Here is a 19,943-nt window from a genome sequence, read left to right on the forward strand (position 1 = left end):
CCTTGGAGGCAGCCGATGACCCGCGTCCGACCACTGCCCGCCGTCCTGGCGGCACTAGCGCTAGTCCTGAGCACGGCCCCGGCCTCGGCCAAGCCCGACGGCCCGCGGCTGGAGCACCTCGACCGCGGCCTCGTCGCCGCGCGCACCGACAACGGGGTGTTCCTGAGTTGGCGGCTGCTGCGCCACGAGGTCACCGGCCACACCGCCACCGGCCTGGCCGGCCCGGCGTTCGCCGTCTACCGCGACGGCCGCCGCATCGCGACGGTCACCGACAGCACCAACTTCCTCGACCCCGAGGGCGGCTCGGAGTACCGGGTGGCCCCGGTGGTCCGCGGTCGGCAGGGCGAGCAGAGCCGGCCCGTGTCGCCGTGGGCGGGCGGGTCCTACGACCTGCCGCTGCGCAAGCCCGCCGACGGCGTCACGCCGGCCGGCGAGGCGTACACGTACCGGGCCAACGACGTCAGCGTCGGCGACGTGGACGGCGACGGCAGCTACGAGTACGTGGTGAAGTGGGATCCGTCGAACTCCAAGGACGTGTCCCAGGTGGGCTACACCGGCCCGACCTACATCGACACCTACCGGTTCGACGGCACCCTGCTGCACCGCGTCGACCTGGGTGTGAACATCCGCTCCGGCGCGCACTACACGCAGTTCCTGGTCTACGACTTCGACGGCGACGGCCGGTCGGAGATGATGATGAAGACCGCGCCCGGCACCAAGGTGACGACCTACGACCGGCGCGGGAACGCGGTGTCCGAGCGGTACGTGACGATGCCGCGCGAGGACGTGCGGGCGGGGTACTCGCACAGCGACGACTACCGGCTCAGCCCGGCGGGCTACTACGAGCACGTGGTGGAGATGTTCCGGGGCTGGCACGCGCACCCGGAGGTGGTGGCGGGTCGGTGGCCGGCCACGTTGGAGCAGGCGTTCGGCATCGAGCCGCGCTACAGCTACCCGCTGTCCGACGCGGACGCGCGGGCGTTGGCCGACCACTTCGTCGACGTGTACGCGCCGGCTCGCAGCAGCCGCAACGCCCTGCGCGCCTTCGCCGGGTTCATCGTGGACGGTCCGGAGTACCTGACCGTGTTCGACGGCAGGTCCGGTCGCGAGCTGGAGACGGTGCGGTACGAGCCGGGGCGGCACGACGACGGGCTGATGTGGGGCGACTACGCGTACTCGCGGATCGAGCCGGGCAACCGGGTGGACCGGTTCCTGGCCGGTGTGGCGTACCTGGACGGCAAGCGGCCGTCGGCGATCTTCGCCCGCGGCTACTACACCCGCACGACGCTGGCCGCGTACCGGTGGAACGGCCGCAAGCTGGTCAAGGACTGGTTCGTGGACAGCGGCTGGGTGCCGATGAGCAACCCGTTCAACTCCTCGGTGCACGGCAAGGACGGCACGTCGCCGACGCACGGCGGTCTGGCCACGCAGGGCGCGCACTCGTTGAGCGCGGCGGACGTGGACGGCGACGGCAAGCAGGAGATCGTCTACGGCGCGTCGACCCTCGACCACGACGGCTCGGTGCTCTACCACTCGTCGGGGGTGCTGCCGCCGGGCAGCGCGAGCCCCGGCGCGGTGGCGCGGCTCGGGCACGGCGACGCCCTGCACGTGACCGACGTCGACCCGGCCCGGCCGGGCCTGGAGATCTACATGGTGCACGAGGGCGCGACGTCGGCGCCGTACGGCTACGCGCTGCGTGACGCGGCCACGGGCGAGGTGATCTACGGCGGGTACACCGGTCGGGACACCGGGCGCGGCATGGTCGGCGACGTGCTGCCGGACCAGCCGGGGCTGGAGACCTGGGCGTCGCTGCCGGGCGGCACGGACGCCGCGGGCCTGTGGTCGGCGGACGGGCGCCCGCTGTCGACGGCGATCCCGGGCACGAACGCGAGCATCCGGTGGGCGGCCGACCTGACCACGCAGATCGTGGACGGCGCGGTCGACGTGACGCCGACGATCAAGGACTGGCGGCGGGGCACGCTGCTGACCGCCGAGGGCACGCTGACCAACAACCACACCAAGGGCAACCCGTCGCTGGTGGCCGACGTGCTGGGCGACTGGCGCGAGGAGCTGCTGGTGCGCACGGCGGACAGCTCGGCGTTGCGCATCTACCTGAGCACGGAGGTCACCGGCCACAAGCTCTACACGTTGATGCACGACCCGCAGTACCGGGTGGACGTGGCCCGGCAGCAGACGGCCTACAACCAGCCCGCGTACCCGAGCTTCTACCTGGCCTCGGACGTGGACTGGGCGAAGGTGCCGCGTTAGGTCGCGTCCGTTGTGCCCCGGCCCGCGCCGCACCCCCTCGGTCGAGGGGGTGCGGCGCGGGTCGGTGCCCGACGGGTGAAGGGCGCGGGTCGGCGGCGGGTCGTTCGGTGGTGCGGGACTCGGGCGGTGGGAGGATCGTCGCCGCCGGGACCGGGACGCGCCACGGACGGAGGGTCATGACCGACGCCGACCTACCCGCTCTGTTCCACGACGCCGAGAAGGCGTCGCTGCGCGGTCAGCGGCAGGCGCTGGCGTGGAGCCGGATCCGCCTGGTCAGCGCCATCGCGGCGGCCGTGGGCAGTGCGCTGCCCTGGGCGCGGCAGACCGGTGTCCAGCCGTGGGCCCTGCTGGCGATGGTGGCGTTCGCGGTGGCGCTGGTGGTGGAGATCCTGCTGTGGACGCAGCAGCCCGAGCGCGACTGGTACGCCGGGCGCGCGGTGGCGGAGTCGATCAAGACGCTGGCCTGGCGGTACGCGGTGGGCGGTGCGCCGTTCCCGGTCGACGCGGCACGGTCGGGCGAGCTGTACCGCGACCGGGTGGCCGAGGTGGTCGCGCAGGGTGAGCAGCGGTTGGCGATGGAGGGGGACGACCCGTCGCCCACGCGGGCGATGACCGCGTTGCGGGCGTCGTCGTTCGAGCAGCGGCGGAAGGTCTACCTGGACAACCGCGTCCAGGAGCAGAAGGACTGGTACTCGGCGCGGGCCCGGCACAACCGGGAGCGCGCGTTGCGGTGGCGGATCGGGCTGATCGGCGGCGAGGTGGCGGCGATCGTGCTCGCGGGCGGGCAGGCGTTCGCCGGGTGGAACGTCGACCTGTCCGGTGTGCTCGCCGCGTGCGTGGCCAGCGGTGCGGCGTGGCTGGGGACGCGGCGGCACTCCACGCTGGCGACCAGCTACTCGATGGCCGCGCGCGAGCTGGTGCTGGTGCGGGTGAAGCTGCGGGACGCGGACGAGGCGTCGTGGGCGGACGCGGTCGCGGAGGCGGAGAAGTCCATGGGCCGCGAGCACCGGCTGTGGCTGGCGTCGCGGCCGGTCGAGAGCTGACCCGCCGTTCGGCGGCGAGCCGGGCGACCGCGTGCGGCGACCGCGGCGGCCCGGCCCGGCCTCAGCCCGTCAGCGGCTCCACCCGGCTGTCGGCGAACAACTCCCCCACCCGCTCCAGCGGCACGTCCTCGGTGGCCAGCAGCACCGCGATCCGTTCGAACGCGAGCAGGAACCCGCCGATCTCCTCCCTCGCCAGCACCGCGGTGTCGGCCATCAGGACCAGCTGCATCCGGTCGGCGGTGCCGCGGGTGTCCAGGTACAGCACCATGTCCTCGGCGTCGGAGGTGGCGGGCCAGGTCAGCTCCGACTTCGACGTGTCCATCACCGCGGTCGCGGCGCGGGGCTTGGGGATGGTGGACCACATGTCGTTGAACTGGGTGCCGGGTTCGAGCTCGCCGCCCCACGCGCGGACGACCTCCCGTGCCGCGCGGGTGTCGTAGCGGGACCGGGCGCGGGCGTCGGCCATGGTGCGCTCCGCCTGGCGCAGCAGGTCGGCGAACGTGTCCGCGCGCAGGTCGACCACGGTGCGGACGGCCTGGTTGAGGGTCGTGACGCTGCCCATCAGCTCGGGCGTCACGCGGTTGCTCTGCATGACGTCGAGCCGGTGCAGCGGGCCGGGGCAGAAGCAGCGGACCAACGCGGTCGCGATGGCCAGCATCAGCACCGAGGTGGTGGTCCGGCAGCGGCGGGCGGCCAGCCGCACGGCCACCGGCAGCGCCTCCGAGTCGAGGTCGGCCCCGACGTAGCGGGGTGAGGCGGGTTCGGCGCGGGCGGGGGTGGCCGGTGGCATCCGCGCCAGCTCGGCGCGCAGCCCGCGCAGGGCCTCGACGTTGAGCAGTTGGCCCGCCGGTGACCGCTCGGACGCCGCGAGGTCGACCGGTTGCAGCGACGGCCGCACCGGTGGTGGTGGCGAGCCGTCGGCGCGGGCCTGGAGCAGGGCGGCCAGCTCGGTCACGAGCACCTCGGTCCCGGTGTAGTCGGCGGCCATGTGCGACAGGGCGAACACGACCAGGACCGGGATGCCCTCGTGCAGTGCGATCGACAGCCGGATCGGCAGCTCGCGGGAGTGGTCGAACGGCGTGGCCGTGCCGCGCTGCCAGCACGCGGTCACGATGTCGCCGAACTGCACCGGGTCGTCGGCGGGCCGGTCGTGCACCTCGACCCGCAGCACCCCGGACCCGAGCACCTCCTGCGTCACGTCGCCGCTGGCGCTGACGTGGAAGTGCGTGCGCAGCGACTCGTGCCGCCGCATCAGCTCGCCCACCACGTCCAGCACGTCGCCCAGCTCCAGCAGCAACGGCACCGGCAGCCACCGGGTGAGGAAGAAGAACGGCTTGATCTCCGGCAGCCACTGCCGCAAGCCGTCCCACGTGCTCTGTTGGCCCCACGTCAGGTGGCCGGTGCGGGCGCGGCCGCCGTGGAACTCGACCTCGGCGGTGCTCTCGGTGATCACGACGCGACTCCCGCGGGGTGGGCGAACAGGACGCGGCGCAGGCACCACGCGGAGTAGCACAGCCCCGCCGTCCAGCCCGCGACGACCGCCCACATCACCGCCTCGATGCCGAACACGCCGTGCAGCAGGTAGGCGAACGGGATCTGCACCAGCACGAACGCGATCACCGTGCAGACCAGCGGCGCGGTGGTGCGGCGGGCGCCGTTGAGGTGGCCGTGCAGCACCACCATGACCGTGTAGAGCGCGAAGAACGGGTAGATGATCAGGATGTACCGCTCGGTCAGCTCGCGGGTGGCCGGGTCGTCGGTGAACAGCGCGGCGATCGGGCCGCGGGCGAGCAGCACCGCGGCCGACAGCACGGCGGTGAGGCCGACGGTGAGCCCGAGGGTGTGCCACAGGCCGCGCCGGGTGCGCTCCTCGCGGCCCGCGCCGAGGTTCTGCGCGGTGAACGCGGTGACCGCGCCGGAGAAGTCGAGGAACAGGATCGCGGTGAACTGCTCGATCCGCGACACGACGGTGAACGCCGCGAGCACCACCGGGCCGAACGCCTGGATGATCCAGACCAGCACCATGATCCCCACCGCGAGGATGATGTGCTGGCTCGCCAGCGGGAACCCGAGCCGCACCGCGTCCACGAGCTCCCGCCGCACGGCGGGCCGCTCACCCACCCTCGGCACCGGGTGGGTGCGCCCGGCGTGGACGAGACCGGCGACGAGCGCCACCGTGGCGGCCGCGGCCGTGGCCAGGGCCGCGCCGGACAGGCCGAGGTCCAGCACCGCCACGAACAGCAGCACCAGCACGACGTTGACGACGCTGCCCAGCCCCTGCACCCACATCGCGGCCCGGGAGTCGCCCAGGCCGCGCAGGTAGGCGCTCACCGCCGCCGAGCCGAAGATGCCGGGGAACCCGAGCGACAGCGTGCTGATGAACTCGGCGCAGTCGTCGGCCAGCGCGCCCTCGATGCCCATGAGCGCCAGGGTCGGCCGGGCCAGCACGGTGACCAGCAGCACGCACCCCACCGACCACACCACCGTCAGCAGCGCCAACGACAGCACGACGCCGCGCCGTTCGCCGTCCTGCCGCGCGCCGCGCAGGTGCGCCAGCCGGATGGTGAAGGCCGTGCCCAACCCGATGAACATCGCGTTCAGCAGGTAGAACAAGGGCCCGCTCGCGCCGACCGCGGCCAGCCCTTCGACGCCGACGTAGTGCCCGACGACGATGCCGTCGACCAGCAGGTAGCCCTGTTGCAGCAGGTTCGCGGCGGTGAGGGGCAGCGCGAAGCCGACGATGCGCCGCAGCGCCGGCCCCTCGGTCAGGTCCGACACGTGCGCCATCAGGCGACTTCCGCGGCGAAGGCGGCCAGGTCCTCGACGTGGTAGGCGATCTCGGCGATGGTGCGGTCGGCGAGGAGGTCGGCCACGTCGTAGGACACCCCGTGGCAGACCGCGATCGTGCCCGCGACGCCGGCGGCCATGATGGAGTCGCCGCCCAGGTCGAAGAAGTCGGCCTCCACGTCGAGCGTCTCGTAGCCGAACGCCAGCGCCAGGCACCGGGCCACGGACCGCTCGACGTCGCTGTACTCGCCGTCGGGCCTGCCCTCCAGCTCGACCGACACCGCGGCGACGCTCGCCCTGGTCTTCTCCGCGGCCTCGACCAGCCGCTGCTCCAGCGCCTGCATCTCCGCCTCCACCTTGGCCTCGATGTCGGCCGACAGCGTCACGTCGTAGGAGCGCAGCAGGTGGATCAGCTCGCCCCGGTAGTTGAGCTCACCCGCGAACAGCCGCGGCCGCGCGGACCTCAGGCCCGCGTCGAGCACGTCGAGGCCGACCGCCGTGGGCAGCGCCTTGAACATGGTGTCGCCGTTGGTGCCGAAGTCCACGGCCATGCCGATCTCCTTCCACGCGACCCAGTCCAGCGCGATCACGTGGCACGGTCCGCCGGCCTGGGCGCGGGCGAGGTTGTCCAGGTAGTAGTTCGCCGCCGCGTAGTCGGCCTGGCCGGGTGCGGGGAACACCGACGCCACGGACGAGAAGTGGGCGATGAAGTCGGGCCGGTCGTCGCGGGTGAGCTGGTCCAGCACGAACGCGGCGTGCAGCTTGGCCCGCACCACGGCGTCGAAGTCGGCGGAGCGGCGGAACATGATCGTGCTGCCGCCGGGCAGGCCGGCCGCGTGCACGATGCCGTCGATGCGGCCGTGGTCGCGCCGGATCGCCGTGACGGCCTCGGCCAGCGCCCGCGGGTCGCCCGCGTCGGCCGCGACCACGGCCACCGTCGCGCCCGTCGCCTCCAGCGCCCGCACCGCGTCGACGCGCTTGGCCGCGGCCGAGCCGGTGGGCACCGCGATCGGGTCGTCCCACTGCTCGCGCGGCGGCACGCCGGACCGGCTCAGCAGCACCAGGGTGAGGTCGTCCCGGGCGGCGGCGAACCGCTGCGCCACGGCCAGGCCCAGCGCGCCGGTGCCGCCGGTGATCAGGTAGGTGCCGCCGGGCTTGAGGTAGTCCTCCGCGCCGGCGGGCTCGACCTCCGGCACCTCCACGAACACCTCGCGCAGGCGTTGGTCGCCGCGCAGCAGGAACACGCCGTGCTCGTCGGCGAACACCTCGGCCCGCAGCGCCGCCGGCGGCACGGCCGCGTCGACGTCGACGTGCTTGACCTTGATGTAGGGGTACTCGCGGCCGACGACCTTGCCGAAGCCGACCAGCGCGGCGTTCTCCGCCACGACCGGCTCGCCGTCGTGCGCGCACACGGCGGTGCGGGTGAGCACGGCCAGGTCGACCTTCACCCCGGCCGCCATGAGCGCCTTGGTCAGCAGGAACAGGCTGTGCAGGTTCTTGCCGGCGCGCCGTTCGACCTCGGCCACGTCGGCGGCCGGCGCGTCCTCGAACGCCAGGGCGTGCACGAGGTGCGTGACGCCGTCGCCGACCAGCCGGGCGATCTCGTCGTGGGCGGCGGTGTCCTCGGCGGCGAACACCGGGCCCGTGCCGATCGGCTCGCCCAGGCGCAGGAACGTGACGTCGCCCAGCCCGGCGAGGACCGCTTCGGCGTCGGTGTCCGGGTCGACCAGGGCCAGCACCCGGGCGTTCGGCGCGGTCACCGGCCGGGCGGCGGGCGCCTGCTGGAACTCGACGTCGTGCGTCACGGGGTGCCGCTCGTCGGTGGTGTCGAGGTTGAGCTTCTCCCGCCACGTGTCGGGGAAGCTCACCCAGGCGGGTGACTCGTCGAACGCGTAGCCGGGCAGCCGGACGACCCGCGGCGGGCGGTCGCCGAGCAGGGACCGCCAGTCGACCTCGCCGCCGCGGGTGAACACCCGGCCCTGGTCGCCCAGCGGGCCCTCGGGCAGCGGGGTGGGCCGGTCGGCGAGCAGTTCGGCGAGCTGGTGGCGCAGGTCGGCGGCGTCGGTGACGACGAGCGCGACCCGGTGGCGGTGGCCGCCGCGCGAGACCCGGCTGGTGTGGCAGACGTCGGCGATGTCCACGCCGTCGAGCCCGCCGCCGTCGATGAACCGGATGTGCCGCTCCACGATCCGCGTCAACGACTTGATGGTGGCCGCGCTGAGCGTGAACAGGTGCGCGCCGGACGACGCCGGCCGCTCGTCGGGTGCGGCGGTGAACTCCTCCAGCACGACGTGGGCGTTGGTGCCGCCCAGCCCGAACGCGCTGACGCCGCAGCGGCGCGGGCCGTCGGACTCCCACGGTCGCAGGCTCGTCGGCACGTACAGCGGGCCGGAGGCGAAGTCGAGCTTCGGGTTGGGGGTGGTGAAGTTGGCCTGCGGCGGGATCATCCGGTGGCGCAGCACGGCGATCGCCTTGATCAGGCCGATCACGCCGGAGCCCTCGAACAGGTGGCCCACGTTGGCCTTCACCGTGCCGACGGCGCAGAAGCCCCGGTCGGAGGTGTGCTTGGCGAACGCCCGCTTCATGCCCTCGTGCTCGATCGGGTCGCCGACGCGCGTGGCGGTGCCGTGCGCCTCGAAGTAGCCGATGGTGCGCGGGTCGACGTCGGCGTTGCGCCACGCCGACAGCAGCAGGTCGGCCTGCGAGTCGGAGTCGGGGTTGGTGATGCCCTCGGTGTTGCCGTCGTGGTTGACCGCGCTGCCCTTGATCACCGCGTAGACCTGGTCACCGTCGGCGAGCGCCCGGTCCAGCCGCTTGAGCACCACCGCGCCGGAGCCCTCGCCGAACCCGGTGCCGTCGGCGGCCTCGTCGAACGTGCGGGTGACGCCGTCGGACGACTCGATGCCGATGTTGGAGTGCCGGTGCTTGACGGGCGCGAACACGATCCGCGCGCCGCCGACCACGGCCATGTCGCAGTCGTCGAGCAGCAGGGCGTTCTTGGCCTGGTGCACCGCGACGAGGGTGGCCGAGCAGGCGGTGTCCACCACCATGCTGGGGCCGCGCAGGTCCAGGAAGTGCGACAGCCGGTTGGCCAGCATCGCCGGGATGTTGCCGGTGATGGCCTGCTGGCCGACCGACGGGTCGACCCGGCTGATGTAGTCCAGGTAGGTCGAGCCGGGGTTGACCGCGAACCCGACGTAGACGCCCGTGCGGCTGCCGCGCAACCGGTCCAGCGAGTAGCCCGCGTCCTCGAACGCCAGGTACATCGCCCGCAGCACCATCCGGTGGTGCGGGTCGGTCAGCGTGGCCTGCCGCGGGTTCATGCCGAACGCGGCGTGGTCGAAGTGGTCGACGGTGTCGAGGAAGTACCCGTTGTGGTACTCGATGTCCGGGTCGGGCACCGGGTCGATGCTGGTCGCCCGCAGGTAGCGGATGTACTCGGCGAGCTTCTCGCGCCGGTCGGCGGGGAACGGCCTGCTGGTGCTCGTGCCGGTGCTGACCACGTGCCAGAAGGCGTCCAGGTCGCGTGCGCCGGGCACGTCCACCGAGAGTCCCACTACGGCGATGTCGGTGTTCATGGCGGTACCCCTCAGTGGATCTTGTTGACGAGTGAGGTCAAGGTCCGGCCGTTGACCTCGTCGAACTCGGTGACCCCGGCCTCCCGCAGGGTCCGGACCGCGCGCACCCACTCCACCGGCGCGGACAGCTGGCGGGCCAGCAGGTCCGGGCCGGTGAACGGCTCGCCGGTGACGCTGGAGACCACCGGCGTGGTCGCGGGTGCGAACGTGAAGCCCGCCAGCACCTCGCGGAACGCCGTCTCGGCGGGCTCCATCAGCGGGGTGTGGAACGGTCCGCTGACGTTGATCGGCACGACCCTCGCGCCGGGCGGGGCGGCGATCGCCTTGCCCGCCACCGCGACCTCCGCGCGGTCCCCCGCGATGGTGGTCTGGGTGTCGGCGTTGAGGTTGGCCAGGAACACGTTCGGCAGGCCGGTCTCGGCCAACGCGCGCCGCACGAACGCGGTGGGCACGCCCTGCACCGCGGACATGCCGCCGCCGCTGATCGTCGACATCAGCTCGGCCCGCCGCTTGACCAGCCGCAGCGCGTCGCCGAGCCCGAGCACGCCGCCCGCGACCAGCGCGTTGTACTCGCCCAGGCTGTGCCCGGCGAAGAACGCGTACCGGTCGGGGTGCTCGGCCAGCCGGTCCAGCGCCGCCAGCGCGTTGACGAAGAACACGGCGGGCTGGGCGTACCGGGTGTCGCGCAGCCTGCGGTCCGGGTCGCGGACGCAGAGCTCCTCGATCGAGTAGCCGAGGACGTCGTCGGCCAGCGCGGTGGCGTCGGGGTGGCGGGCGAACAGCTCGGCGCCCATGCCCTTGCGCTGGACGCCCTGACCGGGGAAGAGCAGACAGAACACGGCGGATCTCCTATCCGGCTGGGCGGAGGTGGCGGAACGACTCGACGCGCACGGCTCGGTCGCCGGCGCGCAGGCACTCGCGGGTGAACCGGCGGGCCCCCGCGCCGGGCCCGCAGTCGAGGACCTGGGCCGCGGCGGCGTCGGCGACGGCGTGCCGCACGGCCGGCTCCCAGTCAATGGGCCGCACGAACACCTGGGTCAGGTACTCGTCGACCAGGTCGTCGGCGTGCCGCAGGTCGCGCGGGCCGTCACCGGCGTAGACCGGCAGCGCCAGCCGGTCGGGCGTCGGCGCGGGACCGATGAAGTCCAGGTCGGCGCGGACCCGGGCGGGCACGTCGGCCAGGGCGGGGCTGTGGAACGGGATCGTGTTGGGCAGGAACGCCCAGGTGACGCCGGGGCGGTCGAAGGCGTCGGCGTGCCGGGCCCGCAGGGCGAGCAGGTCGGCGGTCGGGCCGCTGACGACGTGCGCGGTGGGCGCGTTGGCCAGGCCCAGCGCCACGTCGGCCGAGTCGGCCAGCAGGGCGGTCAGCTCGTCGCGCCGCATCCCGGTCACCGACGCCATCGGGCCCGGTGCGGCGCCCCGGCCGCGCCGGTAGCCGGCGGCCAGGTCGGGGTCGGTCCCCCGGTCCGGCACGGCCTGGCGCGCCCGGACCAGGCTGACCGCGACGAGCTTCACCGACGTGACGGCCAGCGCCAGGAACTCGTCCAGCCGCCGTGCGCGCACACCGGCCACCACGGCCGCCTGAAGGCCGATGCTGTGCCCCAGCGCCGCGACCACGTCACCGCCCGCGTCCGGCCGCTGGAGCAGGCAGAGCTGGTGGACGTGCACGCACACACCGGCCGCGACCGAGTCCAGCGGCGGCGGTTCGACCCCGCCGAGCCACTTTTCCAACGGCCACCCGGTCGGTGCCGCACCCGGACCCAGATAATCGACCGACTCGTCCAGCGCGCGGTACACGGCGTGGAAGAACGCGGCGTTCTCCGGCCGCGCGCGCAGCTCGCGCAGGCCGGTTATCAGGTGATCGTTGGTCCCACCCAGACCGTCGAACAGCAAAAGAGAGCGCATGACACCTCGACCCGTTTCGGGGCGACCCTGGTACGGCCGGGTGCCGTGCCGGGTCGCGGCACCGGCCACCTGGCCTGACGTGTTAACGATGAGTCGCGAAGAAATTAATTCGAAGCGACGGCGGCGACGACCTGATAGGCCACACCTATGGGACCGTGATCGGCATTCGCCTTTTTTATGGCGGGCCGGTCGGCCCGTCTTCGTGTTCTCCTCGGTCGGTCGTCGTGTTCTCGCGAACGCGGCGTCACGCTAATCGCGAGGACGGTTCACGACAATTGACCGGTCACCCCGCGGGAGCGGTTGCGGACGACGTGGAAAGCACACGTGAGCCGTACTCGGAGTCCCCGACCAGGGCAATCCGGCGAGCCCGGGTCGCCCGGCGCCGCGCGAACGCGCCACGAGGCGGGGTACGGGAGCACGTAGTCCGCGCGGCCGGACGGCCCACACCGCGCGGTACCCGGTCGGACGCGGCCATGCAGCGTCCACTGTGGAGCCCGGGCGGGATCTTCTCCGTCAGCCGACCGATGTCTCCGCATCAATGCGGCCTCATCGTGGTGTCCATCGCACCGACGCCCGCACAACGACGTGTGCGGCCTCACCGGAAGGTGCACCCCGATGATCCTCTCCGTACCCGCCGAGCACGCGGACGAAGCAGGCACCCGGGCCGAGACCATGGCCCGCTTCCTGCGCGACGTACCCGTCCCCTTCACCCGCGTGCTGTCCCTGTGGGTGGGCTACCGCCTGCGCCGCGACCCCCGGCGACCCGACACCCCGCACCGCCTCACCCCCCGACAGGCGCACCTGCTCGGCTTACCCCCGCACGCGGAGGTGACCCGGCGCGAGGGCTGGCTCGTGCCGCACCTCGGCGACGGCGGCCCGCGCCTGGCCGCGATCACCGCGCTGGTGCACCAACGCGGCCTCGAGCTCGACGAGCCGGGGCGCGACGAGCTCGCCCGCGGCTACACCCCGCTCGGCCTGCTGGTCACCGGAGCCCGCCGCGCCACCCACTACGCCACCACCACCCGCCCCACCGACGACCCCGATTTCACCGACCCGCTGCCCGACGACGCCGACGACGTGCCCGCCCTGTGGTGCCAGGCCACCCTGCTCAGCGCGGGCAGACCGGTGGCGCTGGTGCGCGAGACCGTCTACCGGGTCGCGTTCACCGGCCGCCGCCCACCCGACCTGACCGGTCACCTGACCCCGGCGCCGCCCCGCCTGGTGTCGTGATGCGCGCCCGGACCGCCGCGCTCGCCGCGACGACGGTGGCGGCGGGGTCCAGCGGGTACGTGGTCGCGGCGGTGCTCACCGAGGTCGCCGCCGACCACGACGTCACCACCGCCGCCGCGGGCCAGACGATCACCGCGTTCGCCCTGGCCTACGCGGTCGGCTCGCCGGTGCTGGCGCTGCTCACCGCGCGGTTCGAGCGGCGGGCCCTGCTGGTCGCGGCCCTGCTGGTGGCCGCGGCGGGCAACGTCGGCGCGGCGCTCGCGCCGACGCTGGACCTGCTGCTGGCCGCCCGCGTGCTCACCGCGTGCGGCGCGGCGCTGGCCACGCCGGCGGCCACCGCGGTCGCCGCGCAGCTCAACCCCGACCACAAGGCCAAGGCCATGGCGGTGGTGACGGCCGGGTTGACCGCCGCGACGCTGCTGGGCGTGCCCGCCGGGCGGTTCATCGCCGACCACCACGGCTACCGGGCGGCGTTCGTGCTGGTCGCGGCGCTGTGCGTGGTGGCGGCGCTGGTGGTGCGGTCCGCCGTGCCGCCGGTGCGACCGGGCCCGGCGATCGGGTTCCGGGACCGGCTCGCGCCGCTGGCCGACCCGCCCGTGCGCCGGCTGCTGGCCGTGTCGCTGCTGGCGTGCCTGGCCACGTTCAGCGTCTACGGCTACCTGGGCCCGATCACCGGCCGCCCGCCCGACAGCGGCCACCTGCTCGCCTACGGCGTCGGCGGCGTGCTGGGCAACGCGGTCGGCGGTGTGGCCGCGGACCGGCACGGGCCCCGCACACCCCTGCTGGTGGCGCTCGGCGGCTGCGCGGCCGTGCTGGTGCTGCTGCCGACGATGCTGGCCGGGCCGGCGGCGGTCGTCGTGATGGCCGCGTGGGGCGCGTTGTTCTGGGCGTTCAACCCGCCCTTGTTCGCCACCCTGGTCGCGGTGGACCCGAGCCGGGCGAACCTCCTGCTCGCCCTCAACGCCTCCGCCATCTACACCGGCATCGCGGGCGCGGGTGTGCTCGCCGGCGCGGTGCACGCCCCGGCCGTCCCCCTCGTGGGCGCCGCCGTCGCCGTCGCGGCCGCCGCGATCGCCGCCACGAACCGCGAGAGGAGGCTGGTGACGCGCTGATCGACGCGATCCGGGTTAGGTTGCCCGCATGGCCGGAAAGGTGCCTTCGGTGGAGCTGGAGGTCGGGGACCGCGTCGTGCGGATCTCGAACCCGGATCGCGTCTACTTCCCCGCACGCGGGGAGACCAAGCTCGACCTCGCCCACTACTACCTGTCGGTCGGCGACGGGATCGTGCGCGCCCTGCGCGACCGGCCGTGCATGATGCACCGCTTCCCGTCCGGCGTGGCCGGCGAGAAGGTGCACCAGAAGCGGCTGCCCAGCGGCGCGCCGCCGTGGGTGCGCACGGTCCGGGTGCACTTCCCCCGGTACGACCGGCACGCCGACGAGCTGTGCGTGACCGACGTGGCGGACGTGGTGTGGGCAGTGCAGATGTCGACGGTCGAGTTCCACCCGTGGAACTCGCGCCGCGCCGACACCGAGAAGCCGGACGAGTGGCGCATCGACCTGGACCCGATGCCCGACTGCCCGTTCGACCGGGTGCGGCGGGTCGCGCACGTGGCGCACGAGGTGCTGGACGAGCTGGGCGCGGTCGGCTGGCCGAAGACCTCCGGTGGTTCCGGGCTGCACATCTACGTGCGGATCAAGCCGGAGTGGGGTTTCGCCGACGTGCGGCGGGCGGCGCTGGCGTTCGCCCACGAGGTCGAGCGGCGCGTGCCCGACGACGTCACCACGGCGTGGTGGCGGCGCGACCGCGACCCGCGCAGCCTGTTCGTGGACTACAACCAGAACGCGCGCGACCACACGATCGCCAGCGCGTACTCGGTGCGCGGGGTGCCGGAGGCGACGGTGTCCACGCCGGTGCGGTGGGACGAGATCGACTCGCTGGACCCGCGTGACTTCACCATCGCCACCGTGCCCGCGCGGTTCGCCGAGCTGGGCGACCTGCACGCCGGGATCGACGACGCGGTGTTCTCGCTGGAGCCGTTGCTGGAGTGGGCCGACCGCGACGGCGTGGAGGCGCCCGAGCCCTAACGCAGCACGCGTGGCCGGCGTCGGCCCAGCGCGATGCCGTTCTCGACGTGGCGCAGCGCTTCGCGCTCGGTCCAGCCCTCGACGCCGTCGTGCCGCGAGGCGGCGGCCAGCAGCACCGCCAACGCGGTCGTCTCGTCCAGCCAGCCCGCGCCCACCAGCTCGCCGAGGCGGCACGCGGCCGTGAACACGACGTGCGCGCGGGTGCCCGGCCGGGCGTCGCGGACGCGTTCCGCCTCGCCCTCCACGACGGCGGCGCGGTAGGCGTCGACCCGGCGCGGCGCGGGCCGTTGGGCCGGGATCGGCGGATCCCGCGGCGGTGGCGGGGTCAGCACGGCGACCAGCCACTCGGGCGCGGGCGCGACCGGGGCGTCCCGCACCACCCGGTAGCGCCCGTGACCCAGCACGGACCCGGCGGCGACCACGTACCCGCCGACGCCCCGCGTGTCGACGTGCGGCGCGATCCGGCCCGCGCTGTTGCCCAGCGGCACGTCCGGAGCGCGGAAGTAGCGGTGCTCTCCCCCGCTGGGCGTGGCCACCGTGTAGGTGTCGCGCGGGTCCTCCTCGCCGTGCTGCCAGGCGCGCCGGGCGAACGCCTGCCGGCCGTGCGGCACGTCGAGGTCGACCACGAGCAACCCGGCGGGACCGCAGGAGATGCCGACGTTGTAGGCGCGGCGCGACCACCACCGCCTGATCCGGTCGCCGTCCAGCGTCGCCTCGTCGTCCCAACCGCGCAGCGCGGGCACCTTCCCGTGCGGGCGCAACGGCACCACGGGCCAGCCTCGTGCGACGGCGGCCAGCGCCGCCCGGTACCTGGTCATGCTCGTTCCCCCTGATGTCGGGCAACGGGGGAAGCGCCGCCGAGGTTCAGTGTGCCGGGGCCGGGACAACGCGTACAGGGCCACCAGGACGCCGTGCGCGGCAGCCGGCGGTCGTGACCGCGCCCGACCTCCGTGAACGGCACCCGGCCCGCGGGGCGAGGAGTTCGGGGGTCCGCTTCGCGGTCTTCACCGGGCAGCGACCTCAGCAACGCGGTCGAGCGCCTGCGATTCGGTGGCCGCCGCGCCACAGCCCGCGCCTCCGGCAGCGACCCGCGAAGGTGGTCGAGTGCGCGCGATCGAAGGGCCGATGCACCACAGCCCGCGCCTCGCGGTGCTCCCGCCGGGGCAGTGCTCGCCGGCGGGGTCGGGCGCGCCTGCTCCAGCGGCCACCGCGCCGAGCGGTCTTCACCGGGTGCGTCCGATCCGAGGCTGCTCGTCCGACCCGGGTGGCAGGATTTCCCCGTGACCGTTCCCGCCGTGCTGCGCACGCTGGCCCGTCTCAGCGCGTCCGAGCAGCCGCAGCGGGTGCAGCTCGACCTGACCAAGACCGCCGGCCTGGTGTGGTTGGGCGCGGACCAGGCGGCGTGGCGGACCCTCACCGACGAAGGGCAGCCGCCGAGCTGGACGCCGGTGCCGTGGACCGCGCGGCCGGACCAGCGGGCGAGCGTGGACCGCTTGGCGTCGTTCGACGCGCTGCACCAGGAAGACCGGCTGCTGCGCCTGGGCTGGGCGTTCCTGTGCGGGCCGGCGACGGTCAACGGGCAGCGCAGGCGGGTGTGCCTGCCGCTGGTGTCACGGCCGGTCCGGTTGCACCAGGCGGGTCGGCGCGACTACGTCTTCCACGTCGCGGGCGACGTCGGCATGTTCCCGCTGCTGACCGACTGGGCCAAGGCGGCGGAGCTGGAGACGCGGCTGGCCACGGGCGCGGAGTGGATCAACGCGACGTTGGCCGCCAGCGGGTTCGCCGACGTGCCCGTGCTCGGGCCCGAGCCGGCTGGTCGGCGGCGACCGGCTGGTCGTGGTGGCGGGCGCCGGGCTGCACGCGGGCGAGCCCGTGGTCAGCACCGAGCGCGGCGCGGCGCTCTACACGTGGGCGCGGCGATCCGGGGTGGAGGCGACCGCGTTGGCCGGGCTGTACTCGTCGACCGAGGACGCGGCGGTCGAGGGCGACGACGTCGTGCACGGCGCGCTGCCGCTGAGCCCGAGCCAGCGGGCGGCGGTGCTGGCGGCGCGCGTCGCACCGGTGACCGTGGTCGGCGGGCCGCCCGGCAGCGGCAAGACGCACACCTTGGCCGCGATCGCGCTCGACGCGGTCGCCTCGGGCCGCTCGGTGCTGCTGGCCAGCCGGACCCGCAACGCCGCCGACGTGCTCGGTGAGGCGTTGAGGCGCGCGGGCGGCCCGGTGCCGGTCCTGTTCGGCGACTCCGAGCTGCGCCAGGAGATGGCCCGGGAGCTGAGCACGGGCCTGGCCGCCACGACGGCCAAGGGCGAGCTGGAGCGGCTCGACCACGGCAGGCGGGACGCCGTCGCGGCCGTGGCCCGGATCGAACGCGCGGTGGGCGACGCGTTGCGGGACGAGGAGCTGGTCGAGGCGGCGGTGAAGTTCGAGGCGTTGATGCCGGGGCACCGCGCCGTCGCGCCGCTCGCGTTCGGCGAAGGCGTCGGGTTCGACCGGCTGCACGGCCTGCTGCGCCCGCGCCACGGGGTGTTCGGCGGGGTGCGGACGCGGTGGGCGCTGCGGGCCGCCCGGCGGTTGGCGGGCGCGGCGGACGACGTGGGCGCGGCCGACCTGGCGGCGGCGGTGCGGGCGGCCGAGCAGTCCGCCGCGCAGGTGCGGGTCGCCGCGAACGGCGGTACCTCGCTGGAGGCGCTGCGCGGGTTGCTGGCCGAGGCGGACGCGCACGGGCACGCCGCCATCGCCGCATGGCTGGCGACGCTCGCGATGAGCCGCCGCGGCTCCGGGCCGCGGCGCGCGGTGGCGGCGTTGGCGACGGCGTTGCGGTCGGGCCGGGCGGCGCGGCGGCGGGCGTTGGCGGACGTGTCGACGTCGGACCTGGTGCAGGCCCTGCCGTTGTGGGTGGGGACGCTGGCCGACGTGGAGGACATCCTGCCCGCCGTGCCGGGCATGTTCGACCTGGTCGTGATCGATGAGGCCGGCCACGTCGACCAGCCGTTGGCCGCGCCCGCGCTGCTGCGCGGCCGGCGGGCGGTGATCGGCGGCGACCCGCGCCAGCTGCGGCACGTGTCGTTCGTCGGCGAGCAGGCCGTGCGCGAGGCGGTGGCCGCGGAGGGCACGGCGGCGCTGGCGGACCGGCTGGACGTGCCGAAGGTCAGCCTGTTCGACGCGGGCGCGGCGGCGGCCGGGGTGCACTGGCTGACCGAGCACCACCGCTGCGCGCCACACCTCATCGGGTTCGCCGCCACCCGGTTCTACGAGGGCCGGATCGCGCTGCTCACCACGCACCCGTCGATCGCCGACGTCGACTGCATCGACGTCGAGCACGTCGCCGGCACGCGGGACGACAAGGGCGTCAACGCGGCGGAGGTGGACGCGGTGCTCGCGCACCTGCGCCGCCGCATCGCCGCCGGGGTCCGCTCGATCGGCGTGGTGACGCCGTTGCGGGCGCAGGCCGACGCGGTGGAACAGGCCCTGCTCGACCGGCTGAGCCTGGACGAGATCACCACGGGTGGGGTGCGCGTCGGCACCGTGCACGGCGTGCAGGGCTCGGAGTTCGACGAGGTCGTGATCAGCGTGGCGCTGACCGACGACGACCGGCCGGCCACCTGGCGGTTCGCCAACGACCCGAACCTGCTGGCCGTGCTGACCACCCGGGCACGGCGCCTGGTGCACGTGGTCACGTCCGCCGCCCGGCCGGTCGGCCTCCTCGGCGAGTACCTGCGGCACGCGGAGGTGCCGCCGACCGAGACCGAGGGCGTCGCGCCGGCCGACGAGTGGACCCGGCGGCTGGCGGCCGAGCTGACCGCGCTCGGCCTGGCCCCGCGCACCGGCTACCCGGTCGGCCAGTGGCGGGTCGACCTGGTGGTGGGCGACCGGCGGTCGGCCGTGGCCGTGGACACCCGGCCGCACCCGGACGGCGTCGCGGCGCACGTAGCCCGGTGGCGTGCCCTGCGCGGCGCGGGCTGGCGGGTGCACGACGCGTTCCCCAGCCGCTTCGCCCACGACCCGGCGCGGGCCGCGGTCGAGCTGGCGCAGGAACTCGCGGCCGAAACCGCCGGCCGCCCCTGAAGAGGGCTAAGCGCGGGCGCGCAGCCACTCCAAAGCCGACGGGGCTGACGTGACGATGGAGATGTGGCCGTCCTCGGGCGACAGCCGCAGCTCCGCCGCGGGACACCGGCCGGCCAGCCATTCGCCGTGCGAGCCGGGCACCACGCGGTCACGCCCGCCGTGCAGCAGCAGCACCGGGGCGGTCACGTCGCCCGCGGCGAAGCCCCAGGGGGTGACGTAGGCCAGGTCGTCGTCGATCAACGCGGCCGGACCCGCCTGCACCGCCGGGCCGACGACGTCGCCGAACCACGACCAGTCCCCGTTGAGCGCGGCCAGGTCCGCCTCGGTGAACTCCGGGTCGTACACCACGCCCGACGCCTCGAACCGCTCCTTCACCGCACGGCCCGCCTCGGCCGCGCGCAGCGACGCCACCCCGGACGCCGCCATGCCCGCGAACCAGTCGAGCCCGTCGGCGTCCCGCGGCGCGAGCCCGGCCGCGCTGACCACGCCGAGCACCCGGTGCGGCAGCAGCGCGCCGCACGCGAGGGCGTGCGGGCCGCCACCGGAGTGGCCGAACACCGCGAACCGGTCGATGCCCAGCGCGTCGGCGACCGCGGCCGCGTGGGTGGCGGCGGAGGCGACGTCGCGGCCGGGCAGCGGCGTCGAGCCGCCGTAGCCGGGGCGGTCGTAGGACACCCACCGGATGCCGAGGCGGCGCGCCGCGGGGAAGAGCGGGGCCGGGGGCGCGCCGATGTTCGGCGTGCCGTGGTGCCAGAAGACGGCCAGGTCGCCCGCGCCGGAGTCGTACGCGTGCAGCGTGCGGCCGTCGTCCAGGCGGATGTCGATCTCCGTCACCACCGGCGGAGCGTAACAGCGCCGACCACCGCCGGGGTCGATGCGGGGTTGCCGGAAAGTGACCGGATCGGGGTTTGAGCCCTGCCCGGAACGGTTACCTCGTCCGTGCGCCTTGAGCCGACAGGGTGCCGAAGGAGCATGCCGTGAA

General features: G+C 74.4%; 13 protein-coding genes. 6 read left to right on the forward strand and 7 right to left on the reverse strand.

Translation table 11 applies throughout. The features are described from left to right. The first annotated feature begins 15 nt into the window (after positions 1–15). Both LZG04_RS36075 and LZG04_RS36080 read left to right on the forward strand, forming a co-directional pair. Positions 16–2,268 (forward strand): rhamnogalacturonan lyase, encoded by a 2,253-nt coding sequence (locus LZG04_RS36075; RefSeq protein WP_233825679.1) that lies wholly within the window; start codon positions 16–18, stop codon positions 2,266–2,268. Positions 2,269–2,444: 176 nt separating this feature from the next. After that, a complete protein-coding gene (locus LZG04_RS36080; RefSeq protein ID WP_233825681.1) occupies positions 2,445–3,311 on the forward strand; it encodes a DUF4231 domain-containing protein in 867 nt (288 codons plus the stop codon). A gap of 61 nt (positions 3,312–3,372) precedes the next feature. Here LZG04_RS36080 and LZG04_RS36085 read toward each other — a convergent pair whose 3' ends face one another. Genes LZG04_RS36085 through LZG04_RS36105 form a run of 5 tightly spaced genes read right to left on the reverse strand, consistent with a single transcriptional unit; the run spans position 3,373 to position 11,581 of the window. Next, positions 3,373–4,764, reverse strand: a complete 1,392-nt coding sequence (locus tag LZG04_RS36085) for a hypothetical protein (RefSeq protein ID WP_233825683.1) — start codon at positions 4,762–4,764, stop codon at positions 3,373–3,375. Next, on the reverse strand, positions 4,761–6,098 hold the full coding sequence (locus LZG04_RS36090) for an MATE family efflux transporter (protein ID WP_233825685.1): 1,338 nt from the start codon (positions 6,096–6,098) through the stop codon (positions 4,761–4,763). Before LZG04_RS36090 ends, LZG04_RS36085 begins: the two co-directional genes overlap by 4 nt. Next, positions 6,098–9,676, reverse strand: a complete 3,579-nt coding sequence (locus LZG04_RS36095; RefSeq protein WP_233825687.1) for a type I polyketide synthase — start codon at positions 9,674–9,676, stop codon at positions 6,098–6,100. Before LZG04_RS36095 ends, LZG04_RS36090 begins: the two co-directional genes overlap by 1 nt. An 11-nt stretch (positions 9,677–9,687) precedes the next feature. After that, entirely contained in the window at positions 9,688–10,515 is an 828-nt protein-coding gene (locus LZG04_RS36100; protein ID WP_233825689.1) for an ACP S-malonyltransferase, read from the reverse strand. 10 nt (positions 10,516–10,525) lie between these two features. Further along, positions 10,526–11,581 (reverse strand): hypothetical protein, encoded by a 1,056-nt coding sequence (locus tag LZG04_RS36105; RefSeq protein ID WP_233825691.1) that lies wholly within the window; start codon positions 11,579–11,581, stop codon positions 10,526–10,528. A gap of 615 nt (positions 11,582–12,196) precedes the next feature. Between LZG04_RS36105 and LZG04_RS36110 the strand changes: the two genes are divergently transcribed. Genes LZG04_RS36110 through ligD form a run of 3 tightly spaced genes read left to right on the forward strand, consistent with a single transcriptional unit; the run spans position 12,197 to position 14,896 of the window. Then, positions 12,197–12,811 carry a hypothetical protein gene (locus LZG04_RS36110; protein ID WP_233825693.1) on the forward strand — a complete coding sequence of 205 codons (615 nt, stop codon included), beginning with the start codon at positions 12,197–12,199 and terminating at the stop codon, positions 12,809–12,811. After that, positions 12,811–13,923, forward strand: coding sequence for an MFS transporter (locus LZG04_RS36115; RefSeq protein ID WP_267938751.1), 1,113 nt, complete (start codon positions 12,811–12,813; stop codon positions 13,921–13,923). The genes LZG04_RS36110 and LZG04_RS36115 overlap by 1 nt, the downstream gene beginning before the upstream one ends. A 28-nt stretch (positions 13,924–13,951) precedes the next feature. Further along, the gene (ligD, locus tag LZG04_RS36120) at positions 13,952–14,896 is read left to right on the forward strand and encodes a non-homologous end-joining DNA ligase (RefSeq protein ID WP_233825695.1); all 945 of its coding nucleotides are present in this window, start codon (positions 13,952–13,954) and stop codon (positions 14,894–14,896) included. Here the strand turns inward: ligD and LZG04_RS36125 are convergent. Beyond that, positions 14,893–15,714, reverse strand: coding sequence for a bifunctional DNA primase/polymerase (locus tag LZG04_RS36125; RefSeq protein ID WP_233825697.1), 822 nt, complete (start codon positions 15,712–15,714; stop codon positions 14,893–14,895). The genes ligD and LZG04_RS36125 overlap by 4 nt on opposite strands. A gap of 1,018 nt (positions 15,715–16,732) precedes the next feature. Between LZG04_RS36125 and LZG04_RS36130 the strand changes: the two genes are divergently transcribed. Continuing rightward, positions 16,733–18,961 (forward strand): AAA domain-containing protein, encoded by a 2,229-nt coding sequence (locus LZG04_RS36130; protein WP_233825699.1) that lies wholly within the window; start codon positions 16,733–16,735, stop codon positions 18,959–18,961. A gap of 6 nt (positions 18,962–18,967) precedes the next feature. Here LZG04_RS36130 and LZG04_RS36135 read toward each other — a convergent pair whose 3' ends face one another. Then, positions 18,968–19,798 carry an alpha/beta fold hydrolase gene (locus tag LZG04_RS36135; RefSeq protein ID WP_233825701.1) on the reverse strand — a complete coding sequence of 277 codons (831 nt, stop codon included), beginning with the start codon at positions 19,796–19,798 and terminating at the stop codon, positions 18,968–18,970. Between the last annotated feature and the right edge of the window lie 145 nt (positions 19,799–19,943).

It is taken from the genome of Saccharothrix sp. S26 (assembly GCF_021390395.1).
Lineage (GTDB): Bacteria > Actinomycetota > Actinomycetes > Mycobacteriales > Pseudonocardiaceae > Actinosynnema.